The sequence below is a fragment of the Mesorhizobium sp. M3A.F.Ca.ET.080.04.2.1 genome (assembly GCF_003952525.1).
Classification (GTDB): domain Bacteria; phylum Pseudomonadota; class Alphaproteobacteria; order Rhizobiales; family Rhizobiaceae; genus Mesorhizobium.
The window spans coordinates 5,597,380-5,623,024 of the sequence record NZ_CP034451.1 but is presented as its reverse complement, the minus strand read 5'-3'; the positions used below and the strand labels follow the sequence as shown (position 1 = coordinate 5,623,024).

Genomic DNA, 25,645 nt, shown 5'->3' with positions numbered 1-25,645 from the left:
TTATTCCGCCGCCTGCTTGAAGCCGCTCTTGGCCAGCGCCGAGCATTCGGCCATCACGGCCGATGCCCGCGCGATCGGGTTGGTCAGATAGAAGTCCTTCACCGACGAGGTGAAGCTGCCCTTGTTCAATCGGCCGCCGAGCTTCGCCACCCTGGCGACGTCCTCCCCGCTGCCGGCAAGCACCTGGTCGATGCGGGCGAGATGGGGGTATTCGCCATAGAGCTTGGCGCGTAGCTGCGCCAGCGAATCGAACGGCAGCTTCTTGCCGAGCACGTCCGACAGTGCTCGCAAGATCGCCCAATCCTCGCGCGCTTCGCCGGGCGCGAAGCCGGCGCGGTTGGTCTGCTGCACGCGGCCCTCGGTATTGACGTAGGTGCCGGACTTTTCGGTGTAGGCAGCCGCCGGCAGGATGACATTGGCGCGGTGCGCGCCGGCATCGCCGTGCGTGCCGATATAGACGACGAACGCCCCGCCGGTCTTGGCCATGTCGATCTCGTCGGCGCCAAGCAGGAACAAAAGGTCGGTCTCGCCGAGCATGCCCGCGACGCCTTTGCCGCCCTCGCCCGGCACGAAGCCGACATCGAGTGCGCCGACGCGAGCGGCTGCGTTGTGCAGCACCGCAAAGCCGTTCCAGTCGGCGGTGACGGCATTGACGGCTGCAGCGAGCTTTGCCGCCTGGCCGAGCACGGCCGCCCCGTCCGCACGCGCCAACGCGCCCTGACCGACGATGATCAGCGGATGCGCCGCCTGGTTCAGCACCTCGAAGAACTTACCGTTACCGGCGGCCAGATCCTTCAGCGACTCCGGACCGGCGCCGATAAGCTCATAGTCGTAGCGTGTGTCGCCGACCTCGCCGATGACGCCGACCGGCAGATTGCCGACGCGCCAGCGCTTGCGGATGCGGGCATTGAGCACCGAAGCCTCGAAGCGCGGATTGGCGCCGATGATCAGCACCGCGTCGGCCTGCTCGATGCCCTCGATCGTCGGATTGAAGATGTAGCTGGCGCGGCCGAGCGACGGATCGAGCGCGGCGCCGTCCTGGCGGCAATCGATGTTCCTCGAGCCGAGAGAGCCCATCAGAAGCTTGAGCGCGTAGATTTCCTCGACCGCCGCGAGATCGCCGGCAATGGCGCCGATCCGCTCCGGCGCCGTCTTCGACACCTCGTCCTTGACCGCCGCGAAGGCTTCCGCCCAGCTTGCCGGCACCAGCTTGCCGTTCTTGCGCACATAGGGACGGTCGAGGCGCTGCGTGCGCAGGCCGTCCCAGATGAAGCGGGTCTTGTCGGAAATCCACTCCTCATTCACCGCTTCGTTGACGCGCGGCAGGATGCGCATCACCTCGCGGCCCCTGGAATCGACGCGGATGGCGGAGCCGACGGCATCCATGACGTCGATCGATTCCGTCTTGGTCAGTTCCCACGGCCGCGCCTGGAAGGCGAACGGCTTGGAGGTCAGCGCGCCGACCGGGCAGAGGTCGATGACGTTGCCCTGCAGCTCCGACGTCATCGCCTGCTCGAGGTAGGTGGTGATCTCGGCGTCCTCGCCACGGCCGATCAGGCCGAGCTCGGAAATGCCGGCGACCTCGGTGGTGAAGCGGACGCAGCGCGTGCAGTGGATGCAGCGGTTCATCACCGTCTTCACCAGCGGGCCGATATACTTGTCTTCGACCGCGCGCTTGTTCTCGTGGTAGCGCGAGGAGTCGACGCCGAAGGCCATCGCCTGGTCCTGCAGGTCGCACTCGCCGCCCTGGTCGCAGATCGGGCAATCCAGCGGATGGTTGATCAGCAGGAATTCCATCACGCCTTCGCGGGCCTTCTTGACCATCGGCGTGTTGGTGAAGATTTCCGGCAGTTCGCCGTTGGGGCCGGGACGCAGGTCGCGCACGCCCATGGCGCAGGAGGCCTGCGGCTTGGGCGGACCGCCCTTCACCTCGATCAGGCACATGCGGCAGTTGCCGGCGATCGACAGCCGCTCGTGGAAGCAGAAGCGCGGCACTTCCGCGCCGGCGTCCTCGGCCGCCTGCAGCAGCGTGTAATGGTCGGGTACCGTTATCTCTTTCCCGTCGACCTTGAGCTTTGCCATTCGCCTCAAACCCTCGCGGATTTCCCGCAATCTCTCTTTCCGGACGCGACCGATGCCGCGCCCGGCATTTCATCTCACTGCTTCGCGGCCAGAGCCGCAGCTTGGCCAGTCCAGTCGTCGCGGCCAACGCGGCCGGCGAGCGACAGGTAGTCCTCGACCCAGGCGATCTCTGCCGCCGTCCAGGCGGCGATCTGGCCATAAGTCCAGATGCCGAGGCCGTTCAGCACCTTTTCCAGCTTTGGCCCGATGCCCGAGATCGCCTTCAGGTCAGAAGGCGTGGTGGGCTTCTCGATCGCGTTGGGCTGCTTGAAATCTTCCGGCATCAGGCCGGTCGCCGCCGCTTCCGCAACCGTGTCCGCGCCTGTCGCATCGAGCACCTTCTCGGTGGTGGTGCTTGCCACGATATCGGTCACGTCCCTGGCGAAAGTCTGCGCTTCTGCGATCAGCGTCTCGGTCGCCTTGCGTGCCTTGGACGAATGGGCGGCGGCTTCGCTCTGTGCCTTCAGATCGTCGAGGAACGGCTGCAGCATGCGCTGCGAGGCCTCGACCGCGCCGGAGACCGCGCCCATCCACATGCCGAAGGCGTGATTGGCCAGGCCGACGCCGAGTGCCGACACCGCTGCGGCGCCTGCAACGGGATGCGCGAAGAGATTGACGGCGCTCGCCATCTCCTTCGGCATCATTCTGGTCAGATCCTGGTTCATCTTCTCGAACTGGTTCAAATCGGGCATCAGTGAATAGGGTATCGAATAGGGCACCATAGACATCTCCTGGTCGTTTCCTCGTATGCCCCGTCCCTGCTTTCCGTCTCGGGCGATGCCCGTATTGCAAACTTCTACTCCGCCGCCACCATCACCGGCTCGACCCGGTGCGCGTTGCGTGAAAACTCGTCGATGCGGCGTTCCACTTCGCCGCGGAAATGCCGCATCAGGCCCTGGATCGGCCAGGCGGCCGCGTCGCCGAGAGCACAGATCGTGTGACCCTCGACCTGCTTGGTGACGTCGAGCAGCATGTCGATCTCGCGCTTCTGCGCTTCGCCGCGCACCAGCCGCTCCATCACCCGCCACATCCAGCCGGTGCCTTCGCGGCACGGCGTGCACTGCCCGCAGCTCTCATGCTTGTAGAAGTAGGAAAGCCTGGCGATCGCCTTCACGACGTCCGTCGATTTGTCCATGACGATGACGGCCGCGGTGCCGAGGCCGGACTTCAGGTCGCGCAGCGCGTCGAAATCCATCGGCGCGTCGATGATCTGCTCCGCCGGCACCAGCGGCACCGAAGCGCCGCCCGGAATGACCGCGAGCAGATTGTCCCAGCCGCCGCGGATACCGCCGCAATGCGTCTCGATCAGCTCGCGGAACGGGATCGACATCGCCTCTTCGAAAGTGCACGGATTGTTGACGTGGCCGGAGACGCAGAACAGCTTGGTACCGGAATTGTTCGGCCGGCCGAAGGACGAAAACCACGCCGCGCCGCGGCGCAGGATGGTCGGCGCGACGGCGATGGATTCGACATTGTTGACCGTTGTCGGGCAGCCATAGAGGCCGACATTGGCCGGGAACGGTGGCTTCAGCCGTGGCTGGCCCTTCTTGCCTTCGAGGCTTTCCAGCAGCGCCGTCTCCTCGCCGCAGATATAGGCGCCGGCGCCGTGATGCATGTAGACGTCGAAATCGTAGCCCGAGGTGTTGTTCTTGCCGATGAGCTTCGCCTCATAGGCCTCGTCGATGGCGCGTTGCAGCGCCTCACGCTCGCGGATGAACTCGCCGCGCACATAGATGTAGCAGGCGACCGCGCCCATGGCGAAACCGGCGACCAGCGCGCCCTCGACCAGCGTGTGGGGATCGTTGCGCAGAATGTCGCGGTCCTTGCAGGTGCCCGGCTCGGACTCGTCGGCATTGATGACGAGATAGCTCGGGCGCCCGTCGCTCTGCTTGGGCATGAACGACCATTTCAGGCCTGTCGGGAAGCCTGCACCGCCGCGGCCGCGCAAGCCGCTCGCCTTCATCTCGTTGATGATCCAGTCGCGCCCCTTGGCGATGAGTCCGGGCGTGTCGTCCCAGTGGCCGCGCGCCTGCGCTCCGGCCAACGACTTGTCGAACAGGCCGTAGATATTGGTGAAGATTCGGTCTTTGTCCTGGAGCATTGTTCGTCCCTCAGACCGGCTTTTTGCCGAAGACACGGATGTATTCGGCGACGCCGCCCTTGGCGAGCGCCTTGGCCTGCTTCACCCAATCGTCGCGCTCGATGCGGCCGCGGATATTGAGATAGCCGTCGACCCATTCGCGCTCGGCCTTTTTCCACGCAGCGACCTGAGCGAAAGTGTAGATGCCCACCGAATGCAGGACGCCCTCGATCTTCGGCCCGACGCCGGAGATCAGCTTGAGGTCGTCGACCGTTGCCGGCCGCGCGATGCCGGCGGGGCGATTCTTGTCGTCGAGCGACGGCTTTGCCGGCGCGGGCTGCTTGGCTTCCGGCGACTTGAACGCAGCAACCGGCTCTGCCTTGTTCTTCGGCCCGCTGCGCGGCTTCGAAACCGCCTCGACTTCCGGAGAAGCCTGGTTGGCATTGGCGGCGGAATGGCGCGGGGCCCTGACGCTCGCCGCCTTCTCCTCGGCCGGCGCGACCTTGACCGGCGACGGCGTGTTCAGCGCCGGGCTGGTTTCAGGCGCGTCTGTCTTCGGCTTGCCGGATTTCGATGGAGCGACCGGAGCCGCAGGGGCCTGTGAGATCACGGCCGCAGGCGCAATGGCAGGAGCTGCGGCTTTGGCTGCCTTTGCCGCAGCCTTCGATTCCTTCTCGCGGGTCGACTTCAGGATCGCCTTCTCGTTCTTCAGCGTCGTCAGGCCCGAGGCCGGTTCCGAGCCGGTGCGGCCGTTCTGCGGGCCAGGCGTGACCGAAGCGCCCTTGCCGCTTTCGTAGAGATCGATGATCTCGGCCAGCCGTTCCGGCGTCAGGTCCTCGAAGGTATCCTTGAAGATCATCACCATCGGCGCGTTGACGCAGGCGCCCAGGCATTCGACCTCCTCCCACGACAGCGTGCCCTTGTCGTTGGTGTGGAACTGGTCATGATGAATTTTCGACCGGCAGACATCCATCAGCGCTTCCGAGCCGCGCAGCATGCAGGGCGTGGTGCCGCAGACCTGGATATGGGCGCGGGTGCCGACCGGATTGAGCTGGTACTGCGTGTAAAAGGTCGCGACCTCGAGGCCGCGGATGCGCGGCATGCCGAGCATGTCGGAGATCGTCTCGATCGCCGCCTTCGTCACCCAGCCTTCCTGCTCCTGCGCGATCATCAGCAGCGGGATGATGGCCGACTGCTCGCGTCCCTTCGGATATTTGGCGATCCACTGCTGGGCCGCCGCCGCATTCGCCTCGTTGAAGGCAAAGGACGCTGGCTGGAGGCTGGCTTCTGCGAGACGGCGGACTGACATGATCTTCGCTTTATTGTTTCTGACTGATCCGAGTTAGTTGTAGGCGCGGTAGCATCGTTCAGACGGACTCAAAACGCACACGAACTCTTCCGGCCCGCGCTTCAAACGGACGTATTCATCATAGCGGTCGTATATCCAAGCGATCGGCTTGCAACGATAATAATCGGCATAAATCGAGGCGATGAGATTGTCATAGACGGCGCAGTTGTCTGCCGTAGGCGCCGTTCCGCCCACTAGAATACCCTCATCCATAAGCGGAACCTGCGTCTTCATGGCCCGCACTGTAAGCAAATCGCCTTCGGCAACTAGCTTGAAACCTTCATTGAGAAGATCAGCTGACGTGAGGCCACTTTCGGGCCCAGCAAGCGACGCGTCGGCCGAAACAGCAAAAAATGCTGCAGCCAGAAACGCCTTGGGTGCCCGAGTTGCCCCCACCATCACCGATCGACCTCACCAAACACGATGTCGAGGGATCCAAGCACGGCGGTGACGTCGGCCAGCATGTGGCCGCGGCACAGAAAATCCATGGCCTGCAAATGCGCGAAGCCGGGCGCGCGCAGCTTGCAGCGATAGGGTTTGTTGGTGCCGTCGGAGACGAGATAGACGCCGAACTCGCCCTTCGGCGCTTCGACCGCCGCATAGACCTCGCCGGCCGGCACGCGGTAACCCTCGGTGTAGAGCTTGAAGTGATGGATCAGCGCTTCCATGGAGCGCTTCATCGCCGCGCGCTTCGGCGGCACCACCTTGCCGTCGAGATTGGACACGGGGCCAGTGCTTTCCTTGCCGAGCAGCAGATCGATGCACTGGCGCATGATCTTCGCCGACTGGCGCATCTCTTCCATGCGCACGAGGTAGCGGTCGTAGCAATCGCCGTTCTTGCCGATCGGGATGTCGAAATCCATCTCGGAATAGCATTCATAGGGCTGTGACTTGCGCAGGTCCCAGGCCGCGCCCGAGCCGCGCACCATCACGCCCGAGAAACCCCAGGCCCAGGCATCCGCCAGCGAGACCGTGCCGATATCGACATTGCGCTGCTTGAAGATGCGGTTGGGCGTGAGCAGCGCGTCGAGGTCATCGATCGACTTCAGGAACGGGTCGATCCACTTGCCGATGTCCTCGATCAGCTGCGGCGGCAGATCCTGGTGAACGCCGCCCGGCCGGAAATAGGCCGCATGCATGCGCGAACCGGAGGCGCGCTCGTAGAAGACCATCAGCTTCTCGCGCTCGACGAAGCCCCACAGCGGCGGAGTCAGCGCGCCGACGTCCATCGCCTGCGTCGTCACATTGAGGATGTGCGACATGATGCGGCCGATTTCGGAATAGAGAACGCGGATCAACTGCCCGCGCTTCGGCACCTCGATACCGAGCAGTCGCTCGGCGGCGAGCGCGAAGGCGTGCTCCTGGTTCATCGGCGCGCAATAATCAAGCCGGTCGAGGTAAGGCACGGCCTGCAGATAGGTCTTGGCCTCGATCAGCTTCTCGGTGCCGCGATGCAATAGCCCGATATGCGGATCGACGCGATCGACCACCTCGCCGTCCAGTTCCAGCACTAGGCGCAAAACGCCATGTGCCGCAGGATGCTGCGGACCGAAGTTGATGTTGAAGTTGCGGACGGAGGTTTCAGCCATGGATCGCCCTTGGCGAATAGTGAATGGTGAATGGTGAATGGTGAACGGTCATTCGCGCTCTCCATCGAGCGACCGCACGAACGAGACCAAGCGTTTGCCGAGTCTGGTATATCCCGGCTCCATAGTTGCGACCTGCTCCTTGGACAACAGTCCAACGCGTCCGCAGAGCATGGTATGCGTTTCCAGTTCCTTCAACGAGCCTTGCGCTATGCGAAGGAATTGGATGAATGGCCGGCGCTGTGCGCGACCGAAACCTTCCGCAATGTTCGCCGGAATAGAAGCTGCACATCGCCGCATCTGGGCCGCTAATCCGAACATTTCCTCGCGCGGAAACCCACGCGTCAATGCGTAAACGGACTCGGCGATATCCATCGCCTCCTGCCAGACGATGAGATCGCGATAGTCGCGTATCTTTTCCGGCGTCTCGTCCATTCACCATTCACTATTCACCATTTACTCACTGTTTCGCCTTCTCATCGCCCGGAAGAACGTAATCCGTTCCCTCCCATGGGCTCAAAAAGTCGAAGTTTCTAAATTCCTGCTTCAATTCCACCGGCTCGTAGATGACCCGCTTGGCTTCGTCGTCGTAGCGCACCTCGACGAAGCCGGTCAGCGGGAAATCCTTGCGTAGCGGGTGACCCTCGAACCCGTAATCGGTGAGGATGCGGCGCAGGTCCGGATGGCCGGAGAAGAGTACGCCGTAGAGGTCGTAGGTCTCGCGCTCAAACCAGTCGGCGCCGGGATAGACGGCGGTCAGTGACGGCACCAACGTCTCCTCGTCGGCCTGCACCTTGAGACGAATGCGGACATTCTGCTTCGGCGACAACAGGTGATAGACGACGTCGAAGCGCCTGTCCCGCGACGGATAATCGGCGCCGCTGATGTCGATGAACGAGACGAACTGGCAGCGCGGATCGTCGCGCAGGAAGGTCGCAACCTCGATCAGATTGCCGGGCTCGACGGAAACGGTCAGCTCGCCATAGGCTAGCACCGCATCGCCGATGCGGCCGGTGAGCTTCTCGCCGAGATAGGTGGAGAGTTCGTTCAACGCCAGGGTCATCGGCTCACCGTTCGATCGTGCCGGTGCGGCGGATCTTCTTCTGCAGCAGAAGAATGCCGTAAAGCAGCGCCTCCGCGCTCGGCGGGCAGCCGGGCACATAGATGTCGACCGGCACGATGCGGTCGCAGCCTCGCACCACCGAATAGGAATAATGGTAGTAGCCGCCGCCATTGGCGCAGGAGCCCATCGAGATGACGTAGCGCGGCTCCGGCATCTGGTCGTAGACCTTGCGCAGCGCCGGCGCCATCTTGTTAGTCAGCGTGCCGGCGACGATCATGATGTCGGACTGGCGCGGGGACGCGCGCGGCGCGACGCCGAACCTCTCCGAGTCATAGCGCGGCATCGAGGTGTGGATCATCTCGACCGCGCAGCAGGCGAGACCGAAGGTCATGAACATCAGCGAGCCGCTGCGCGCCCAGGTGATCAGCGCCTCGGTGGAGGTGACGAGAAAACCCTTGTCGGCCAGCTCATTGTTGATTTCGAGGAAGAAGGGATCGTCCTCCCCCACCGGCCTGCCGGTGTTGGGATCGATGATGCCCTTGGGCTTCGGCGCGACGAGGGTGCCTGAACTCTCGTTCAATCCCATTCCAGCGCTCCTTTTTTCCATTCATAGGCAAAGCCGATGGTGAGCACCACCAGGAACACCATCATCGACCAGAAGCCGAGCATGCCGAGCTTGGCGAAGGACACCGCCCAGGGGAACAGGAAGGCCACCTCGAGATCGAAGATGATGAACAGGATCGACACCAGGTAGAAGCGGATGTCGAATTTCATGCGGGCATCGTCGAACGAGTTGAACCCGCACTCATAGGCGGAAAGCTTTTCCGGATCGGGATTGCGGTAGGCCACCAGAAACGGCGCGATGATCAGCGCCAGCCCAACGACCAGCGCCACGCCGATGAACAGCACAATAGGAAGATATGAACTTAGAAGTGCGCTCATGAGCGGATTTCCGTTGGCGGGCAATTCACTTGATTACAGCAACACACCCTATTGCGGAAGCGTGACAGATTAACCGCTGAACCGTTTTAGGGGGCCCTTGCTGCAACGCGGCGAGGGTTAGCGCAGCGTATCCGGCGAAGCAAGTCAAACCTTGCTCAAAACGCGGCCCTTGGCGCCATATCGGAAGAAACTGAACCGATCGGCTCCTGTTTGATTTCCTTCGTTTTTTACTCCACTTTTCTCTCCTGACACATCTGCCGCCATTTGGCTGCTAGCATGGTAGGAATCACCGGCCGGAAATCCGGGTAGAAGGGATCAGGGGCAAGGCACCTGGATGAAGGAACAAGTCTCGCTCGCCACGGCCAGGCGCGTCGCGCTCAGCGCCCAGGGCTTCAACGATGCGCGACCGGCCGGCACGCCGGATCGCCGGCACCTCGCCCGCGTGCTTTCCCGGACCGGCCTGCTCCAGATCGATTCCGTCAGCGCCGTTGTCCGAGCCCACTATATGCCGCTCTATTCGCGCCTCGGTCCCTATCCGCTTTCGCTGCTCGACAACGCTGCGCTCAATCGCAGGCGCACCGTTTTCGAATATTGGGCGCATGAAGCGTCCTTCCTGCCGGTCGAGACTTATCCGCTGATGCGCTGGCGCATGCAGCGTGCCGAGCGCGGCGAGGAAATGTATCTCGGCCTTGCCAAATGGGGTCGTGAGCGCAAGCAGATGATCGACGAGATCTACAGGCAGGTCGCCGACCGAGGACCGATCGCCGCCTCCGACATCGAGGGCCACAAGGGCAATGGCGGCTGGTGGGGATGGAGCGAGGCCAAGCACGCCTTCGAATGGCTGTTCTGGGCCGGCCGCATCACCACCGCCTACCGGCGCGGCTTCGAACGCTATTACGACCTGCCGGAGCGTGTTCTGCCGCAGGCTGTCCTCGACCTGCCTGTGCCTTCGGTTGAGGACGCCCATCGCGAATTGCTGCGCATTTCCGCCCGCGCCCATGGCATCGCCACCTATGGCGATCTGCGCGATTATTTCCGCCTGGCGCCGGGCGACACGAAGGACCGCATCGAGGAACTGGTCGAGATGGGCGAACTGCTGCCGATGAAAGTGGAAGGATGGGACAAGACCGCCTATCTCCACAAAGACGCCCGCTTTCCGCGCCGCATCGACGCGCGCGCCCTGCTTGCGCCCTTCGACCCCGTCGTCTTCGAACGCACGCGCACCGAAAAGCTGTTCGGCTTTCGCTACCGCATCGAGATCTACACGCCGGCCGAAAAGCGCCAGTACGGCTACTACGTGCTGCCCTTCCTGCTCGGCGACCGCATCGTGGCGCGTGTCGATCTGAGAGCCGACCGTCCGGCCGGCGTCTTGCGCGTCCACGCTGCTTATGCCGAACCCGGCGCACCGCCCGAGACGGCCGCCCAGCTCTTCGACGAGTTGAAGCAGATGCAGGGCTGGCTTGGCCTCGACAGCATCGAAATAACGCCGGCCGGTGACCTCGGCCCGGCGCTGGCCGACATCGCGGTGTCGTAGCCGCGCGTTGACAGGCCGGTACCTCTAAGCCTAAATCCGCCGCAGACGGTCTTCTCCCGGCAAAGGGAGGAGCCAAGAGGGAATGCGGTGCGGGCTTACAAAATCCCAAATCCGCGGCTGTCCCCGCAACTGTAAGCGACGAGCCTCGGCCGAACACCACTGGGCATTCCCGGGAAGGCGGCATCGAGGCGATGACACGCGAGCCAGGAGACCTGCCGTCTGAGACTTTACGTATCCGAACGCCCGGCGGGTTTTCCGGGCAAGGAGCCTGGTTTTGGATCGCAACGGCAGTTTTCCGGCCAATATCGCGGACTTTGCGTCCGAACCTGACGACGCCTTGGCAGGCGTCACCGTCATCGTCTGCTCGTCCTGCCGCGACGAGACCGGATCGGATGCGCATCCGCGCGCCGGCGCCCAGTTGGCCGAAGACGCGCGCCGTGCCGCATCGGGCGAAAGAGTCCGCATTCGAACGGTCGAATGCCTCGGCAACTGCAAGCGCCGTCTGAGCGCAGCACTTTTGCGCGACGGTTGCTGGAGCTACGTCTTCGGCGACCTCGACACGACCAGCGGCACCGATCTCGTCACCGGAGCAAAACTTTTCGCCACCTCGACCGATGGCCTCATCCCGTGGCGCGGCAGGCCCGATTCCCTCAAGCGCGGTCTGGTTGCCCGCCTCCCTCCCCTCGACCTCCTGAAGGACTGACCTATGGACGCCCCTAATTCGCCCAATCTTTCCCGTGTTCCCTGCACCGTCGTCACCGGCTTTCTCGGCGCCGGCAAGACGACGCTGATCCGCAACCTGCTTGAAAATGCCAAGGGCAAGCGGCTGGCGATCATCGTCAACGAGTTCGGCGATGTCGGCATCGACGGCGAGATCCTGAAAGGCTGCGGCGTCGATACCTGCCCGGAGGAAAACATCGTCGAACTGGCCAATGGCTGCATTTGCTGCACCGTCGCCGACGACTTCGTGCCGGCGCTCGACCAGATCCTGTCGCGCACGCCGAAGGTCGACCACATCCTGATTGAGACCTCCGGCCTGGCCTTGCCGAAGCCGCTGGTCCAGGCTTTTCAGTGGCCGAGCGTGAAGAGCCGCGTCACCGTCGACGGCGTCGTAGCCGTGGTCGACGGTCCGGCGCTGGCCGACGGCCGCGTCGCTTCCGACATGGATGCCCTGCAGGCGCAACGTGCCGCCGACGATTCGCTCGACCATGATGATCCGGTCGAGGAGGTGTTCGAGGACCAGATCGCCTGCGCCGACCTGATCATCCTGTCGAAGAGCGATTTGATGGACGCGGCCGGCTCGGAGCGCGCCAACGCGGTCATCGGCGAGCACGTGGCGCGCGCGGTCAAGGTCGTTCCGACCGCACAGGGCAAGGTCGACCCGTCGGTGCTGCTCGGCCTTGGCCTCGCCGTCGAAGACGACATCGAGAACCGCAAGACGCATCACGATGACGAGCTCGATCACGAGCACGACGATTTCGATTCCTTCGTCATCGATATCCCGTCGATCGCCAATCCGGATGAGCTTGCAAAGCGCGTCGCCGTTGCCGCCGAGCAGGAAAACGTGCTGCGCGTCAAAGGTTTCGTCGAGGTCGGCGGCAAGCCGATGCGGCTGCTGCTGCAGGCCGTTGGCCCGCGCGTCAACCATTATTACGACCGCGCCTGGACGGCGGAAGACGACCGCCGTTCGCGGCTGGTCGTCATCGGCCTCAAGGGGCTGAACCGCCCGGCGATCGAGCGTATCCTCGCCGGCTGAGGCCGATACGAAAGCCCGACACGACAAGCAATGCATATCCTCATCACGACATCCGCTTCGCTCGACGACCTCGCCGAGCCGATCGACCTCAGGCAGACGCCTGCGGATGTCGTGGCGCTGTCCTTCACCGACAGCGACCTCGCCGGTCTGGCTGCCGCCTGGAAGGGGAATGCGGAACACCTTCCGTCGATGCGGCTCGCGGCTTTGCGCGACCTCCGCCATCCAATGTCAGTCGATTTGTGGATCGACAGCGTCGCGCGTCATGCCAAGGTCGTTCTCGTCCGCATCCTCGGCGGCTATGACTGGTGGCGTTACGGCTGTGACCAGCTTGCGGCGGTGGCGCGCGACCGCGGCATAAAACTGGCGCTGCTGCCCGGCGAAAGCCATGACGAGGACCTGCGGCTGATCGAAGGCTCGACCTTGCCGCGTGCCGAACTCGACGCCCTGCTCGGCTATTTCCGCGAAGGCGGCCCGGCCAATATGGCGACGCTGGTTCAGAGATTGGCGCGGCTTGCCGGATCGGATGCGGCGGTTGCTGAGCCGGTCAGCGTGCCGAAGGCTGGATTTTACGAGCCGGAACGCGGCGTGGTCCCCCTCCCCCTTGAGAGGGAGGGAAATGCTGCCCCGATCATCCCCATCCTCTTCTACCGCTCGATGCTGCTTGCGGCCGACGTCGCGCCGATCGACGCGTTGGCCGAAGCTTTGCGGGCGCAGGGCATGACGCCCGTACCGATCTTTGTATCCAGCCTCAAGGATCCGACGTCTTTGGGCTTCGTCGAAACCGCCCTCGCCTCGCTGAACCCCGCAGCCATGGTCACTGCCACCGCCTTCGCCTCCGGCGCCGAGCCCGGTGCCGAAACCCTGTTCGACCGCGCCGCCGTGCCGGTGTTCCAGGTCATCGTCGCCACGACCAAGCGCGAGGTGTGGGAGCAAAACCAGCGCGGCCTGGCGCCCGCCGATCTCGCCATGCATGTCGTGCTGCCCGAGTTGGACGGCCGCATCCTGGCCGGCGCGATCTCGTTCAAGGGCGAGATCGAAGCCGACCCGGCGCTCGCCTTTCGAGCTTTCGCCAACCGGCCGGAAACGGATCGCGTGGCGCAGGTCGCGGCTCGCATCGGCGCCTTTGTCCGACTGCAGCGGACCGCGCGGGCGAGGCGCAAACTGGCCATCCTGATTCCGGATTATCCAAGCGCGCCAGGACGCACGGGGTACGCCGTCGGCTTGGATGTTCCGTCGAGCGTGCTCGCCATGCTGCATGACCTGAAGGAACAGGGCTATACGGTTGACAGGATTCCGCAATCGCCGCGTGGGTTGGTGGATGCGCTGAGGGTTGGTGGGCAGGGTCTTGCCTTGGAGGATTACCTCGCTCTGTCGGCAGAGCTTCCCGAAGCTTCGCGCGATGCGGTTGAGGCAGCTTGGGGAGGAGCTAAGCACGAAGCTCACGTCAATGCGCCCCCCTCTGTCCTGCCGGACATCTCACCCTCAAGGGGGGAGATTGAGCTGTCATCACAGCTTTCGCCAATCATCAGCGCTGCTGGGATCGCGCAGACGACAGAACTGCCAATCTCCCCCCTTGAGGGGGAGATGTCCGGCAGGACAGAGGGGGGTGTTCAAGCGCCGACCTCGACACACTTCCCCTTCCGCGCCGCGATCTTCGGCAACATCACGGTGGCGCTCGCCCCCGACCGCGGCCGCTCGGCCGACCGCCGCGCCGACTACCACGACCCAACTCTCCCCCCGCGTCATGACCTGATCGCTTTCGGCCTTTGGCTGCAAAAATCGCTCGGCGTGCACGCCATCATCCATGTCGGCGCGCATGGCACGCTCGAATGGCTGCCGGGCAAGACGGTCGCCCTCTCCGGCACCTGCTTCCCCGAGATCGTCACCGGGTCGCTGCCGGTCATCTATCCCTTCATCGTCTCCAATCCCGGCGAGGCGGCGCAGGCCAAGCGCCGGATTTCGGCCATCACGCTCGGCCATCTGCCACCGCCGCTGACCGGCGCCGGTCTCGACGAGGCGCAGCAGCGGCTCGAGCGGCTGGTCGACGAATACGCCCAGGCCGACGGACTCGACCGCCGCCGCCGCGATCGGCTGGCCAGGCTTATCGTCGAGACCGCGCAAAAATCCGGTCTGGCCGCCGAAGCGGGCGTTGGCGGCACCGATGCGCCGGACGAAGCGCTGCGCCGCATCGACGCCTGGCTCTGCGACCTCAAGGATTTCGCCATCAAGGACGGGCTGCACATCTATGGCCGCGCGCCGGAGGATGAACCCGATACCCTGCGGAGGCAAAGCGCGGAGGCCGAAAAGGCAGCCCTGCTCGCCGCGCTCGACGGCCGCCACATCAAGGCAGGGCCGGCCGGCGCGCCGGCGCGCGGCCGCTCCGACGTGCTGCCCACCGGCCGCAACCTCTTCACCGCCGACCCGCGCACCATGCCGACGCCGACCGCCTATGACCTCGGACAGGCGGCGGCGGAGGAAGTCGTGCGCAGCTACATGCAGAGCCATGGCGACTGGCCGCGCGCGCTGGTCATCGACCTCTGGGGCTCGGCCTCGCTGCGCACCGGCGGCGAGGAGATCGCCCAAGGCCTGGCTTTGATGGGCTGCCGGCCGCAATGGGATGCCGCCACCGGCCGCGTCACCGGCATCGAAGTGCTGCCGCCGGCGGCACTTGGCCGCCCGCGCATCGACGTCACCTGGCGCATTTCGGGCCTCTTCCGCGACATGTTCCCGACCCAGATCGCGCTGATCGACGCCGCCGCCCATGCGGTTGCCGGCCGCGATGAAGACGATTCCGAAAATCCCCTCGCCGCCGCGGCGCGCGCCGAGGGGAAAGTCAGCCCGCGCATTTTCGGCACCTCGCCCGGCACCTATGGCGCCGGTATCGAGGATCTGCTGTCGCGCGGCGAATGGGGTGCGCGCGAGGAGATCGGCCGCGCCTATCTTGAGGCCACATCGCACGCCTATGGCGGCGCTGACGGGGAAGCGATTTCCGCGCCCGGCGCCTTCGAGGGCCGCATTGCCGAAGCCGACCTTCTCGTCCACACCGGCGACGACCCGGGCCGCGATATCCTCGAAGGCTCGGCCGATGTCGCGTTCATCGGCGGGTTTTCTGCAGCACTGGCCGCGCTCGGCCGCAATGCCGACGTCATCGTGCTCGACACCACCGATCCGAAGAAGCCGAAACCGCGTTCGGTTGGCGAAGCGGTATCCCGCGTGGTGCGGGCGCGTGCCGTCAATCCGCGCTTCATTGCCGGCCAGATGCGTCACGGCCCGCGCGGAGCCTCGGAATTCGCTGAGACCGTCGATCGTCTCGTCGGCTTTGCCGAGACCACACATGCCATTTCCGCTGCGTTGATCGAAGCGGTGCATGACGCTTATGTGGGTGACCCGGAGGTTCGCGCCTTCCTCCTGCGCGAGAACCCGGCCGCCGCGAAAGTCATCGCGGAGCGGTTCCTGGCCGCGCGGCGGCGCGGCCTCTGGCATCCGCTCCGCAACTCCATCGACGACGATCTCGCCGCCTTGATCGCAGAGGCCCAGGCAAGCGGGGTGGCGGCATGAACGCCTTCTCGCGCCGCGGCGCCTGCCCTGCCTTGAGCGCGCCCATGCGAACCGGCGACGGATTGCTGGTGCGGCTCAATCCGGTCGCTGGAGGACTTGCCCTCAAGGCACTGATCGGACTCTGCGAATCCGCCCTGCGCCATGGCAACGGCATCATGGAGGTGACCGCGCGCGGCAGCCTGCAGATCCGCGGTCTGACGGCGGACAGCGCGCAGCTGCTGGCGGCCGAAGTGGATGCGCTGGGGATCGAGGTGCGGAGCGGCGTGCCGGTGGAGATCGGGCCGTTGGCCGGCATCGACCCGCAGGAGATCGCGGACCCGCGTCCGCTGGCGGATCGGATCAGGATTGCCATCCAAGAGGCCGGGCTGACGGCACGGCTGGGGCCGAAGGTGTCGGTGGTTGTCGACGGCGGTGGGCAGTTGGCCATGGATGCGGTGACTGCCGACGTAAGGCTGACTGCGGTGCGGACTGCAAGCGGCACCCAATGGAGCATGTCGGTTGCCGGCGACGCGCGCAGCGCAAGGCCGCTCACGATGGTCGATACGGACGGTGCACGCGATATCACCGTTGCGGCACTTCGGATGGTCGCTGAAAGAGGCCGCGAGGCGCATACGCGGGATTTGACGGAGCGGCAGTTGGCCTCCCTCGCAGGCTGGCATTCCTTCGCGCCCCCCTCTGTCCTGCCGGACATCTCCCCCACATGGGGGGAGATTGAGCTGTCGCCGCCGGTTTCGCTAATCGCAAACGCTGCGTCAACTTCGGACAAAAGAGGAGTGCCGGCGGCAGAGCTGCCAATCTCCCCCCTTGCGGGGGAGATGTCCGGGAGGACAGAGGGGGGTGTGAAGGAGCGCCAGCCTATAAGACGCCCCATTGGCACCTTCGATCTTGCGGATAGCCACGCCCTCGGCTTCGGCCTGCCCTTCGGCAGCATGCCGGCGCAAAATCTCATGGATCTCGCCGTTCAGGCTTCGGATCTCGGCACCACCGAAATCCGCTTTGCCCCAGGCCGCGCTCTGCTTTTCCTCGGCCTCACCGCATCCGCCTGCCCTGCCCTGCAAGCCTCAGCCGCCGCCCTCGGCTTCGTCACCAAGGCCGCCGATCCGCGCACCCGCATCGCCGCCTGCCCCGGAGCGCCCGCCTGCACTTCCGGCCGCATCGCCACCCGCGCCATCGCTGAAACGATCGCAACGGAGAGCCCCGACCTCTTCGATGCCTCGCTCACCCTTCACATTTCCGGCTGCGCCAAGGGCTGCGCCCATCCCGGCCCGGCAGTGCTGGCCCTGGTCGGCGACGAAAACGGAGCCGGACTTGTCGTGGACGGGACGGCAAAGGCCCTTCCTGCCGGATACAGGCCGGGCTATGACGCCGCGCGCGGGATCGCCGGCATTGCGGCGGCAACCCGTGGCGAACGACATCAAGGCGAGACCACCGCTGCCTGCCTGAGAAGGCTTGGCGCGGCCGGGGTCGCCGAACTCTATCGACGGAACTGAAGAATGGCCGCTTACGACTATATCCATGACGGGATGGCGATCTATGAGCGCTCTTTCGCCATTATCCGCGCCGAGGCCGACCTGTCGCGCTTCTCCGAGGCCGAAGCCGATGTCGCGATCCGCATGATCCATGCCTGCGGCCAGGTCGAGGCCGCCAGCCATTTCGTCTTTTCCAGCGATTTCGTCGCTTCTGCCCGGGCCGCGCTAGCGGCCGGCGCGCCGATCTTCTGCGACGCCGAGATGGTCGCACATGGCGTCACCCGTGCCCGGCTGCCGGCCGGCAATGAGGTGATCTGCACGCTGCGCGACCCACGCACCAGCGAAATCGCCAAGGAAATCAGCAATACCCGATCGGCCGCTGCAATCGACCTCTGGGGCGATCGCATGGCCGGCTCGGTGGTCGCCATCGGCAACGCGCCGACCGCGCTGTTCTATCTACTCGAAAAACTTCGCGACGGCGCGCCGAAGCCGGCCGCGATCATCGGCATGCCGGTCGGCTTCGTCGGCGCTGCCGAATCCAAGGATGCGCTGGCTGAGAACTCCTATGGCGTGCCTTACGCCATCGTGCGCGGCAGGCTTGGTGGCAGCGCCATGACGGCGGCGGCGCTGAATTCGTTGGCGAGGCCGGGCCTGTGAACGCTATATCCAAAGGACGCCTGATTGGCGTCGGCACCGGTCCCGGCGATCCGGAATTGTTGACGCTGAAGGCAGCGCGCGCGCTGGCCGAGGCCGACGTCGTCGCCTATTTCGCCAAGCGCGGCAACAACAGCAATGCGCGTGCCATCGTCGAGGCGCGCTTCCGGCCGGACATGATCGAGCTCCCGCTGCTCTATCCGGTGACGACCGAGATCGACAAGGACCACGACGACTACCGCTCGCAGATCACCGACTTCTACGAGCAGTCGGCCGAACAGGTCGCCGAGCATCTTGGCGCCGGCAGGATGGTTGCGGTGCTGTCCGAAGGCGACCCGCTGTTTTACGGCTCCTATATGCACCTGCACGTCCGGCTGGCGCATCGCTTTCCGACCGAAGTCATCCCCGGCATCACCGCCATGTCCGGCTGCTGGTCGGCGACCGGCCTGCCGATCGTCCAGGGCAACGACGTGCTGACCGTTCTGCCGGGCACGATGAGCGAGTTCGAGCTGACGCGCCGGCTGGCCGACACCGATGCCGCTGTCATCATGAAGGTCGGCCGCAACCTGCCCAAAATCCGCCGCGCGCTGGAAGCGACCGGCAAGTTGGCGAAGGCTGTTTATGTCGAACGCGGCACCATGCCCGGCAGCGTCTCGATGCGGCTCGCCGACAAGCCGGATGACAAGGCCCCCTATTTCGCCATCGTGCTGGTTGCCGGCTGGTCCGCCCGCCCTGGCGCTGCCGGAGCCAAGCCATGAGCGGCCGCCTCACCGTCATCGGTCTCGGGCCGGGCAATGCCGACCAGGTCACGCCGGAGGCAAGCCGCGCCGTGTCGGAAGCCTCCTTCTTCTTCGGCTACAAGCCTTATGTCGAGCGGCTGGAGTTGCGCCCGGACCAGATCCGTGTCGCCTCGGACAATCGCGAGGAGCTCGCCCGCTCCAACGAAGCGCTGGCCAAGGCCGCCGAAGGCCATAACGTCGCCGTCGTGTCCGGGGGCGATCCGGGCGTCTTTGCCATGGCGGCAGCCGTCTGTGAGGCGATCGAAGCCGGGCCGGCCGAATGGCGAGCGATCGACCTCGCGGTCGTTCCCGGCGTCACCGCCATGCTCGCCGTCGCCGCCCGCATCGGCGCGCCGCTGGGCCACGATTTCTGCGCCATCTCGCTCTCCGACAATCTGAAACCGTGGGACCTGATCGAGCTGCGCCTGCTCGCGGCGGCCGGCGCCGGCTTCGTCATTGCGCTCTACAATCCGATCAGCAAGGCCCGGCCCTGGCAGCTTGGCCGGGCTTTCGAATGCCTGAAGGCGATCCTGCCCGGCACCACGCCGGTGATCTTCGGCCGCGCCGCCGGTCGGCCCGACGAGCGCATCGAGGTGTTCCTGCTTGCTGATGCCGATGCGGAAAAAGCCGACATGGCGACCTGCATCATCATCGGCTCGCCCGAGACCCGCATCATCAAGCGCGGCGAACGCCCCGCGCTGGTCTACACGCCGCGCTCGGCAACGGGTTCGAAAAGATGATCGACGATTGCGGCCAGTTGATCGACCGTCTCGGCCGAACGAACGTCCGGCAGCGGCGGGCGACGCACCATGATGACCTCGATGCCGAGCGCCTGCGCCGCGGCGATCTTGCCATAGGTGGCCTCGCCTCCGCTGTTCTTCGATATGATGGCGTCAATGCCGTGTTTTTCGAGCAGCGCCCGCTCGTCGGCCTCTGGAAACGGTCCGCGCGCCAGGAGGTAGAGCGCGTCGGGCACCGCCAGCTTCGGCTCGACCGGGTCGACGCTGCGGATCAGATAGCGGTGTTGCGGAGCGGCCTCGAAGGCGGCCGCCTCCTGCCGGCCGATCGCCAGGAACACCTGTCGAGGCTTCGTGCCAAGCGCCTGCGCCGCTTCAGCAACGCTGTCCACCAGGGTCCAGCGATCGCCGGCAACTGGCTCCCAGCCCGAGCGCCTCAAGGCCAATATGGGAACGCCGGTTCGCCTGGACGCCTCGGCGGCATTGGCCGAAATGCGCGCCGCATAAGGGTGCGTTGCGTCGATCAGCAGGTCGACATGGTCCTGGCCGAGATAGGCGGCCATTCCTTCCGCGCCACCGAATCCACCGACGCGCACCGGCACGCCTTGGGCGACGGGGCTTTCCGTGCGGCCGGCCAGAGACAGCGTGACCGAGAAATCCTCCCGACGCACCAGCTTTCCCGCCAACTGCCGGGCTTCGGTGGTTCCGCCGAGGATCAGGATACGGTGGGTCATCATGCCTGCTAAGGGTCCGCGCGGCGCCAAGCTCACCTCAAAATGGCTAACGGTGGTCGGCCTCGGCGAGGACGGTGTAGCGGGTCTTGGCGATCCGGCCAAGCAGCGTATCGCGCAGGCCGACGTCGTTTTTGGCGGCAAACGGCACCTGGCGCTCGTTGCATCCTTGGCCAAGGGTGAAGCTCGCCCGTGGCCAACCCCCTTCGATGCCGAGATGCGCGATGTGCTGGCATTGAAAGGCAAGAATGTCTGCGTGCTCGCCTCCGGCGACCCGTTCTTCCATGGCGTCGGTGTCACGCTGGCGCGCAAGGTAAAGCCGGATGAGATGCTGGTCCTGCCGTCGCCGTCCTCCTTGTCGTTGGCCGCGTCCCGCCTCGGCTGGGCGCTGCAGGATGTCGAGACCATCTCGCTGCATGGCCGTCCGATCGATCTGATCCGTCCCTTGCTCCATGCCGGGGCGCGCATCCTTGCGCTGACATCGGACGGCGATGCCCCGGCGGCCATCTCGCGGTTACTCGAGGAGAATGGCTTCGGGCCCTCGCGGCTGACGGTCCTGGAAGCGGTGGGCGGTCCCGATGAGACGCGCCGCACCGCGCGCGCTGACGCTTTCGATCTCAAGAAGATCAATCCACTCAACGTGCTGGCGCTGGAAATTGAATCGACGCCGGATGCGCGCATCCTGCCCTTGACCGTCGGTCTTGCCGATCATCTGTTCGAGCATGACGGCCAGATCACTAAGCGCGAGATCCGCGCAATCACACTCTCGGCATTGGCGCCCCGCCGCGGCGAACTGTTGTGGGACATTGGCGCAGGCTCCGGTTCGGTCGGCATCGAATGGATGCTGGCGCATCCTTCGATGCGGGCCATCGCCGTCGAGGCCGACAAGGAGCGCGCCGCTCGTATTCACCGCAATGCCTCTCATTGCGGTGTGCCGGGTCTGGTCGTGATTGAAGGCTCGGCGCCCAAGGCGTTCTTCAAGCTGGAGACGCCGGATGCGATCTTCATCGGCGGCGGCGGCAGCGACGCCGGGGTGCTGGAGAAGGCGATCAAGGCCCTTCGTCCCGGCGGCCGGCTGGTCGCCAATGCGGTGACGCTGGAGCTGGAAGCGCTGCTGCTCGGCCAGCACACCAGGCGCGGCGGCGATCTCACCCGCATCGCGCTCTCGCGCGCAGCTCCGGTCGGCTCCATGCAGGCCTGGCGCCCGGCGATGCCGGTCATGCAGTGGAGTTGGGTCAAGCCATGATGGTCGCGGGCATCGGCAGCCGGAAAGGTGTGACGGCAAGCGACGTGCGCGCGGCGGTCGAGACCGCGCTCGAAGCGCATGGGCTGGCAATGACCGCGCTCTCCGCGCTGGCTACAGGCGAAACCAAACGCCAGGAGGAAGCCATTTTCCTGGCCGGGCGCGACCTCGCTCTCCCGGTGATCGTCGTTACCGACGACGCCTTGCAGGCCGCCTCCGCCGGCACGATCAGCCGATCCGAAACATCGCAGGCCCACGCTGGCACGCCGTCGCTATCGGAAGCCTCGGCTCTGGCGGCGGCCGGAAAAGGTGCAAGACTGCTAGGGGCCCGCACGGTGCTTGGCCCGGTCACCTGCGCCATCGCTCTTGGCGGAGGTGCCGCATGACCGTCCACTTCATTGGCGCAGGTCCTGGTGCTCCGGATCTCATCACCTTGCGCGGCAGCCGTCTGCTGGCGTCCTGCCCGATCTGCCTCTATGCCGGCTCGATCGTCGCGCCGGAACTGCTCGAGCATTGCGCGCCCGGCACCAAGCTGATCGACACCGCGCCAATGTCGCTCGACGAGATCGAGGCCGAATATGTTGTCGCCCACAGAGCCGGCCAGGATGTCGCGCGTCTTCATTCCGGCGATCTTTCGGTGTGGAGCGCGGTCGCTGAGCAGATCCGGCGGCTGGATAAGAACAGCATCCCCTACACCTTGACGCCCGGCGTCCCCTCCTTTGCCGCCGCGGCGGCGGCGTTGCGGCGCGAGCTCACCATTCCCGAACTTGCGCAAAGCCTGGTGCTTACCCGTGTCTCAGGCCGCGCCTCGAAGATGCCGCCGGGCGAGACGCTTGCCGGCTTCGGCCGCACCGGCGCCACGCTCGCCATTCACCTTGCCATCCATGCCATCGACCGCGTCGTTGCAGAGCTGACGCCGCTCTATGGCGCCGAGTGCCCGGTTGCGGTCGTCTTCCGCGCCTCTTGGCCGGACGAGCGCATCCTTACCGGCACGTTGGGCACCATCGAGGCGCAGCTGGCGGAAAATCCAATGGAACGCACGGCGATCATCTTCGTCGGCAGCGCGCTCGCGGCGCAGGATTTCGGCGAGAGCTCACTTTATGACGCCCACTACCAGCGGCGTTTTCGTGGACGGGACGGATTGTGAACGACAGCGCCTCGAACAGGATCGGACGGACGGTGGAGCAGGCGCTGGCGCGGCTAAACTTCAAGCCGCGCGAGCTGGAGCCCGGTCATGTCTGGCTGGCCGGCGCCGGCCCAGGCGATCCTGGCTGCCTGACGCTGGAGGTGCTCGCGGCGCTCGGGCAATGCGATGCGCTGGTCTATGACGCGCTGGTCTCGACCGATGTCGTCGCAGTCGCTGAAGGGGCCGAGCTTTTCTACGCGGGAAAGCGCGGCGGCCAGCCCTCGATGAAGCAGGACGATATCAACGCCCTGCTCGTCCGGCTGGCGGGCCAGGGCCGCCGCGTCGTGCGCCTGAAAGGCGGAGACCCCTATATTTTCGGGCGAGGCGGCGAAGAAGCGCTGGCCCTGGCACGAAAAAACATCCCGTTCCGGGTGCTGTCCGGCCTGACCTCGGGTCTCAGCGCGCTGGCCGCCACCAGCATTCCCGCCACCATGCGCGGCATCAACAAGGCCGTCATCCTCGCCACCGGCCATGCCGCCGGCACCGATGACGACATCGACTGGGCCGCAATTGCCCGCACCGGCCAGCCTGTCGTCGTCTATATGGGCATGGCCAATCTCCCGATCATCGCCGCCGCCCTGCTCAAGGGCGGCCTCGATCCCTCGACGCCGGCTGCAGTGATCGTCGCCGCGACCACGCCGCAGGAGCGGATTGTCGTCGCCACGCTCGCCACGATCGCCGAGAAAGCCGCCGCCGCCGGGCTTGCCTCGCCCGCGCTGATCGTCATCGGCGACATCGTCGCCATGCGCGCGACACTGGCGGGTGAGCGGTGACCGCCCGCGCGATCATCATCGGCGCGCCGCGCTCCGGCTCGGGCAAGACCAGCGTCACCATCGGCCTTTTGCGCGCGCTCGCCCGGCGCGGGCTGAAGGTGCGCGGGGCGAAGTCCGGACCGGACTATATCGACCCCGGCTTCCACGCAGCCGCGACAGGCCTGTCGGGCGTCAATCTCGACAGCTGGGCGATGTCGCCTTCCCTGCTCAACGCGCTGGCCGCGCAGGCAGCGGAGGACACAGAATACGTCATCCTCGAAAGCGCCATGGGCCTGTTCGACGGCATTCCCGCGCCGGAAGGGCGGACGGGCTCGGCAGCCGATCTCGCCCGGCTCTACGGTCTGCCGGTGCTTCTGGTGCTCGATGTTTCCGGCCAATCGACCACGGCGGCGGCTGTCGCCAAGGGTTTTGCCACTTACGATCCGGACGTGCGCATGGCCGGCGTCGTGCTCAATCGCCTGGGCAGCGAGCGCCATCGCCGGCTGTCGGGCGACGCCATCGAGGCGATCGGCCTGCCGGTGGTCGGCGCCATCATGCGCGACCCTACGCTCAATCTGCCGGAACGGCATCTCGGCCTCGTCCAGGCCGGCGAGTACGAAAACCTGATGGCGCATCTCGACCGCCTGGCCGACATGGTCGAGAAGTCGCTCGACATCGAAGCCATCCTGGCGCTGGCGACGCCGCTTGAGCCGGCACCCGGCAATTTCGGCGATGCATTGCAGCCGCCTGGACAACGCATCGCGCTCGCCGAGGATGCCGCCTTCACCTTCCTCTACCCGCATGTTGCCAGGCACTGGCGCAAAGCCGGCGCCGAGCTCGTTCCCTTCTCCCCGCTGGCCGACGAGGGGCCGGCGCAAGACTGCGATGTCTGCTGGCTGCCCGGCGGCTATCCCGAATTGCACGCCGGCAAATTGGCGGCCGCCGCCAAATTCCGGGCGGACACGACGCGTTTTGCCGCGACGAAGCCCGTGCACGGCGAGTGCGGCGGCTTCATGGTCCTGGGCGAGACGCTGGAGGACGCCGAGGGACAAAGCCACACCATGCTCGGCCTGCTTGGACATTCGACCAGCTTCGCCAAACGCAAGATGAACCTCGGCTACCGCGAGGCCCGCCTGCGTGCCGCCTGCCCGCTCGGGAGCGAAGGCACGCTCATCCGCGGCCACGAGTTCCATTACGCGCAGATGACTGCCACCGGCAATGACGAGCCGTTGGCCGATCTCGCTGATGGGCAGGGCAATCCGCTGGGTCCGTCGGGCTACCGGCGCGGCCAGGTCAGCGGCACCTTCTTCCACGCCATCGCGAGGGCCGCATGAGCGGCCTCTCCGAGCCCCGGCAATTGCTTGACGACATCTGCCTCAACATTGTCTTCTTCACGCGGCTGAGGCTGCCGTCGAGCGATTTCGGCGGCCGGAGCCTCGCCGATGCCATCTGGGCCGCCCCCTTTGCCGGCCTTGCAGTCGCCGTCATCGGCGCGCTCGCCTATGCGATCGCTGCCCAGCTCGGTGTTGCCCCCGGTCCGGCTTCGGCGCTCGCACTTGCCGCCACGATGCTCGCCACCGGCTGCCTGCACGAGGACGGGCTTTCCGACATCGCCGACGGCTTCGGCGGCGGCAGGACGCGCGAGAAGAAGCTGGAGATCATGCGCGACAGCCGCATTGGCGCCTATGGCGCCACCGCACTTGGCATTTCCCTGCTCATCCGCTGGAGCGCATTGTCCGAGTTGACCAACTCTGGGGAAGTTTTTCTGGCACTGCTTGCCGCGCATGCCGCCTCGCGCGGACTCTTCGGCGCCTTCATGCACCTTCTGCCGCCCGCCCGCGCCGACGGCCTGTCCGCCAATGCCGGCTCCGTGTCCGCCGAAACCGCCGTCATCGGAGCAGCCCTTGGCGCCGCCGTGGCCCTGCTGGCGCTCGGCCCCGGCGGCGCCATCGCCGCGCTGATCCTGCTCGGCCTGCTGTTCGCCGCCTTGCGTGCGCTTTGCCTCAGCCAGATCGGCGGCCAGACCGGCGACACGATCGGTGCGCTGCAGCAGCTCGGCGAGATCGCGGTCCTGCTCGTCGCTTCCGTTTGCCTTTCCTGATTCTG

Annotated in this window: 25 protein-coding genes and 1 riboswitch; of the genes, 14 read left to right on the top strand and 11 right to left on the bottom strand. The window is 65.6% G+C overall.

Features of this window, described 5'->3' with window-relative positions; translation table 11 throughout:
* From nuoG to EJ074_RS26745, 10 genes are all read right to left on the bottom strand, one after another.
* Complete coding sequence (gene nuoG / locus EJ074_RS26790) at nucleotides 1-2,082, bottom strand: NADH-quinone oxidoreductase subunit NuoG (RefSeq protein ID WP_095809419.1); 2,082 nt, start codon at nucleotides 2,080-2,082, stop codon at nucleotides 1-3.
* Nucleotides 2,083-2,156: 74 nt separating this feature from the next.
* The gene (locus EJ074_RS26785; protein WP_095809420.1) at nucleotides 2,157-2,843 is read right to left on the bottom strand and encodes an NADH-ubiquinone dehydrogenase; all 687 of its coding nucleotides are present in this window, start codon (nucleotides 2,841-2,843) and stop codon (nucleotides 2,157-2,159) included.
* 74 nt (nucleotides 2,844-2,917) lie between these two features.
* A complete protein-coding gene (gene nuoF / locus EJ074_RS26780; RefSeq protein WP_095809421.1) occupies nucleotides 2,918-4,222 on the bottom strand; it encodes an NADH-quinone oxidoreductase subunit NuoF in 1,305 nt (434 codons plus the stop codon).
* Between the two features lie 10 nt (nucleotides 4,223-4,232).
* On the bottom strand, nucleotides 4,233-5,510 hold the full coding sequence (locus EJ074_RS26775; RefSeq protein WP_095809422.1) for an NADH-quinone oxidoreductase subunit E: 1,278 nt from the start codon (nucleotides 5,508-5,510) through the stop codon (nucleotides 4,233-4,235).
* Nucleotides 5,511-5,543: 33 nt separating this feature from the next.
* Nucleotides 5,544-5,948 (bottom strand): hypothetical protein, encoded by a 405-nt coding sequence (locus EJ074_RS26770; protein WP_095809423.1) that lies wholly within the window; start codon nucleotides 5,946-5,948, stop codon nucleotides 5,544-5,546.
* Nucleotides 5,948-7,138, bottom strand: a complete 1,191-nt coding sequence (locus EJ074_RS26765) for an NADH-quinone oxidoreductase subunit D (RefSeq protein WP_095809424.1) — start codon at nucleotides 7,136-7,138, stop codon at nucleotides 5,948-5,950. The genes EJ074_RS26770 and EJ074_RS26765 overlap by 1 nt, the downstream gene beginning before the upstream one ends.
* Before the next feature lie 48 nt (nucleotides 7,139-7,186).
* A complete protein-coding gene (locus EJ074_RS26760; protein WP_095809425.1) occupies nucleotides 7,187-7,570 on the bottom strand; it encodes a four helix bundle protein in 384 nt (127 codons plus the stop codon).
* 25 nt (nucleotides 7,571-7,595) lie between these two features.
* Nucleotides 7,596-8,198, bottom strand: a complete 603-nt coding sequence (locus EJ074_RS26755) for an NADH-quinone oxidoreductase subunit C (RefSeq protein ID WP_095809426.1) — start codon at nucleotides 8,196-8,198, stop codon at nucleotides 7,596-7,598.
* A 4-nt stretch (nucleotides 8,199-8,202) separates the two neighbouring features.
* Nucleotides 8,203-8,784, bottom strand: coding sequence for an NADH-quinone oxidoreductase subunit B (locus EJ074_RS26750; RefSeq protein WP_095809427.1), 582 nt, complete (start codon nucleotides 8,782-8,784; stop codon nucleotides 8,203-8,205).
* Nucleotides 8,775-9,140 carry an NADH-quinone oxidoreductase subunit A gene (locus EJ074_RS26745; protein ID WP_095809428.1) on the bottom strand — a complete coding sequence of 122 codons (366 nt, stop codon included), beginning with the start codon at nucleotides 9,138-9,140 and terminating at the stop codon, nucleotides 8,775-8,777. Before EJ074_RS26745 ends, EJ074_RS26750 begins: the two co-directional genes overlap by 10 nt.
* Nucleotides 9,141-9,474: 334 nt before the next feature.
* Between EJ074_RS26745 and EJ074_RS26740 the strand changes: the two genes are divergently transcribed.
* From EJ074_RS26740 to EJ074_RS26705, 8 genes are all read left to right on the top strand, one after another.
* On the top strand, nucleotides 9,475-10,674 hold the full coding sequence (locus EJ074_RS26740; protein ID WP_095809429.1) for a winged helix-turn-helix domain-containing protein: 1,200 nt from the start codon (nucleotides 9,475-9,477) through the stop codon (nucleotides 10,672-10,674).
* A gap of 29 nt (nucleotides 10,675-10,703) precedes the next feature.
* Nucleotides 10,704-10,909: riboswitch (cobalamin riboswitch) on the top strand.
* A gap of 39 nt (nucleotides 10,910-10,948) precedes the next feature.
* Nucleotides 10,949-11,377, top strand: a complete 429-nt coding sequence (locus EJ074_RS26735) for a DUF1636 family protein (RefSeq protein ID WP_095809430.1) — start codon at nucleotides 10,949-10,951, stop codon at nucleotides 11,375-11,377.
* A 3-nt stretch (nucleotides 11,378-11,380) separates the two neighbouring features.
* The gene (cobW, locus tag EJ074_RS26730) at nucleotides 11,381-12,430 is read left to right on the top strand and encodes a cobalamin biosynthesis protein CobW (RefSeq protein ID WP_095809431.1); all 1,050 of its coding nucleotides are present in this window, start codon (nucleotides 11,381-11,383) and stop codon (nucleotides 12,428-12,430) included.
* A 30-nt stretch (nucleotides 12,431-12,460) separates the two neighbouring features.
* Nucleotides 12,461-15,988, top strand: coding sequence for a cobaltochelatase subunit CobN (cobN, locus tag EJ074_RS26725; RefSeq protein ID WP_095809432.1), 3,528 nt, complete (start codon nucleotides 12,461-12,463; stop codon nucleotides 15,986-15,988).
* Complete coding sequence (gene cobG, locus EJ074_RS26720) at nucleotides 15,985-17,478, top strand: precorrin-3B synthase (RefSeq protein ID WP_095809433.1); 1,494 nt, start codon at nucleotides 15,985-15,987, stop codon at nucleotides 17,476-17,478. Before cobN ends, cobG begins: the two co-directional genes overlap by 4 nt.
* A gap of 3 nt (nucleotides 17,479-17,481) precedes the next feature.
* Nucleotides 17,482-18,114 (top strand): precorrin-8X methylmutase, encoded by a 633-nt coding sequence (locus EJ074_RS26715; protein WP_095809434.1) that lies wholly within the window; start codon nucleotides 17,482-17,484, stop codon nucleotides 18,112-18,114.
* Nucleotides 18,111-18,869 carry a precorrin-2 C(20)-methyltransferase gene (locus EJ074_RS26710; protein ID WP_095809435.1) on the top strand — a complete coding sequence of 253 codons (759 nt, stop codon included), beginning with the start codon at nucleotides 18,111-18,113 and terminating at the stop codon, nucleotides 18,867-18,869. The genes EJ074_RS26715 and EJ074_RS26710 overlap by 4 nt, the downstream gene beginning before the upstream one ends.
* Entirely contained in the window at nucleotides 18,866-19,630 is a 765-nt protein-coding gene (locus EJ074_RS26705) for a precorrin-3B C(17)-methyltransferase (protein ID WP_095809436.1), read from the top strand. Before EJ074_RS26710 ends, EJ074_RS26705 begins: the two co-directional genes overlap by 4 nt.
* On the opposite strand, the gene EJ074_RS26700 is transcribed toward EJ074_RS26705, so the two are convergent.
* Nucleotides 19,594-20,361 carry a cobalt-precorrin-6A reductase gene (locus EJ074_RS26700; RefSeq protein WP_095809463.1) on the bottom strand — a complete coding sequence of 256 codons (768 nt, stop codon included), beginning with the start codon at nucleotides 20,359-20,361 and terminating at the stop codon, nucleotides 19,594-19,596. The genes EJ074_RS26705 and EJ074_RS26700 overlap by 37 nt on opposite strands.
* A gap of 1 nt (nucleotide 20,362) precedes the next feature.
* Here EJ074_RS26700 and cbiE point away from each other — a divergent pair, with 1 nt between their 5' ends.
* Genes cbiE through cobS form a run of 6 tightly spaced genes read left to right on the top strand, consistent with a single transcriptional unit; the run spans nucleotide 20,363 to nucleotide 25,640 of the window.
* Nucleotides 20,363-21,604, top strand: a complete 1,242-nt coding sequence (gene cbiE, locus EJ074_RS26695) for a precorrin-6y C5,15-methyltransferase (decarboxylating) subunit CbiE (RefSeq protein ID WP_095809437.1) — start codon at nucleotides 20,363-20,365, stop codon at nucleotides 21,602-21,604.
* Nucleotides 21,601-21,987 carry a cobalamin biosynthesis protein gene (locus EJ074_RS26690; RefSeq protein WP_095809438.1) on the top strand — a complete coding sequence of 129 codons (387 nt, stop codon included), beginning with the start codon at nucleotides 21,601-21,603 and terminating at the stop codon, nucleotides 21,985-21,987. Before cbiE ends, EJ074_RS26690 begins: the two co-directional genes overlap by 4 nt.
* Nucleotides 21,984-22,748: a precorrin-4 C(11)-methyltransferase gene (gene cobM, locus EJ074_RS26685; RefSeq protein WP_095809439.1), complete on the top strand. Its 765-nt coding sequence runs from the start codon at nucleotides 21,984-21,986 to the stop codon at nucleotides 22,746-22,748. Before EJ074_RS26690 ends, cobM begins: the two co-directional genes overlap by 4 nt.
* A complete protein-coding gene (cobA, locus tag EJ074_RS26680; RefSeq protein ID WP_095809440.1) occupies nucleotides 22,745-23,560 on the top strand; it encodes a uroporphyrinogen-III C-methyltransferase in 816 nt (271 codons plus the stop codon). The genes cobM and cobA overlap by 4 nt, the downstream gene beginning before the upstream one ends.
* Nucleotides 23,557-24,873, top strand: a complete 1,317-nt coding sequence (locus EJ074_RS26675) for a cobyrinate a,c-diamide synthase (protein WP_129553877.1) — start codon at nucleotides 23,557-23,559, stop codon at nucleotides 24,871-24,873. The genes cobA and EJ074_RS26675 overlap by 4 nt, the downstream gene beginning before the upstream one ends.
* Nucleotides 24,870-25,640, top strand: coding sequence for an adenosylcobinamide-GDP ribazoletransferase (cobS, locus tag EJ074_RS26670; protein WP_095809442.1), 771 nt, complete (start codon nucleotides 24,870-24,872; stop codon nucleotides 25,638-25,640). The genes EJ074_RS26675 and cobS overlap by 4 nt, the downstream gene beginning before the upstream one ends.
* Nucleotides 25,641-25,645 lie beyond the last annotated feature (5 nt).

Bases quoted from the DNA above. Each gene is read 5' to 3' on its own strand.
- nuoG (WP_095809419.1), bottom strand. From the start codon at position 2,082: ATGGCAAAGCTCAAGGTCGACGGGAAAGAGATAACGGTACCCGACCAT.
- EJ074_RS26785 (WP_095809420.1), bottom strand. From the start codon at position 2,843: ATGGTGCCCTATTCGATACCCTATTCACTGATGCCCGATTTGAACCAG.
- nuoF (WP_095809421.1), bottom strand. From the start codon at position 4,222: ATGCTCCAGGACAAAGACCGAATCTTCACCAATATCTACGGCCTGTTC.
- EJ074_RS26775 (WP_095809422.1), bottom strand. From the start codon at position 5,510: ATGTCAGTCCGCCGTCTCGCAGAAGCCAGCCTCCAGCCAGCGTCCTTT.
- EJ074_RS26770 (WP_095809423.1), bottom strand. From the start codon at position 5,948: ATGGTGGGGGCAACTCGGGCACCCAAGGCGTTTCTGGCTGCAGCATTT.
- EJ074_RS26765 (WP_095809424.1), bottom strand. From the start codon at position 7,138: ATGGCTGAAACCTCCGTCCGCAACTTCAACATCAACTTCGGTCCGCAG.
- EJ074_RS26760 (WP_095809425.1), bottom strand. From the start codon at position 7,570: ATGGACGAGACGCCGGAAAAGATACGCGACTATCGCGATCTCATCGTC.
- EJ074_RS26755 (WP_095809426.1), bottom strand. From the start codon at position 8,198: ATGACCCTGGCGTTGAACGAACTCTCCACCTATCTCGGCGAGAAGCTC.
- EJ074_RS26750 (WP_095809427.1), bottom strand. From the start codon at position 8,784: ATGGGATTGAACGAGAGTTCAGGCACCCTCGTCGCGCCGAAGCCCAAG.
- EJ074_RS26745 (WP_095809428.1), bottom strand. From the start codon at position 9,140: ATGAGCGCACTTCTAAGTTCATATCTTCCTATTGTGCTGTTCATCGGC.
- EJ074_RS26740 (WP_095809429.1), top strand. From the start codon at position 9,475: ATGAAGGAACAAGTCTCGCTCGCCACGGCCAGGCGCGTCGCGCTCAGC.
- cobW (WP_095809431.1), top strand. From the start codon at position 11,381: ATGGACGCCCCTAATTCGCCCAATCTTTCCCGTGTTCCCTGCACCGTC.
- cobN (WP_095809432.1), top strand. From the start codon at position 12,461: ATGCATATCCTCATCACGACATCCGCTTCGCTCGACGACCTCGCCGAG.
- cobG (WP_095809433.1), top strand. From the start codon at position 15,985: ATGAACGCCTTCTCGCGCCGCGGCGCCTGCCCTGCCTTGAGCGCGCCC.
- EJ074_RS26715 (WP_095809434.1), top strand. From the start codon at position 17,482: ATGGCCGCTTACGACTATATCCATGACGGGATGGCGATCTATGAGCGC.
- EJ074_RS26705 (WP_095809436.1), top strand. From the start codon at position 18,866: ATGAGCGGCCGCCTCACCGTCATCGGTCTCGGGCCGGGCAATGCCGAC.
- EJ074_RS26700 (WP_095809463.1), bottom strand. From the start codon at position 20,361: ATGACCCACCGTATCCTGATCCTCGGCGGAACCACCGAAGCCCGGCAG.
- cbiE (WP_095809437.1), top strand. From the start codon at position 20,363: ATGCCTGCTAAGGGTCCGCGCGGCGCCAAGCTCACCTCAAAATGGCTA.
- EJ074_RS26690 (WP_095809438.1), top strand. From the start codon at position 21,601: ATGATGGTCGCGGGCATCGGCAGCCGGAAAGGTGTGACGGCAAGCGAC.
- cobM (WP_095809439.1), top strand. From the start codon at position 21,984: ATGACCGTCCACTTCATTGGCGCAGGTCCTGGTGCTCCGGATCTCATC.
- cobS (WP_095809442.1), top strand. From the start codon at position 24,870: ATGAGCGGCCTCTCCGAGCCCCGGCAATTGCTTGACGACATCTGCCTC.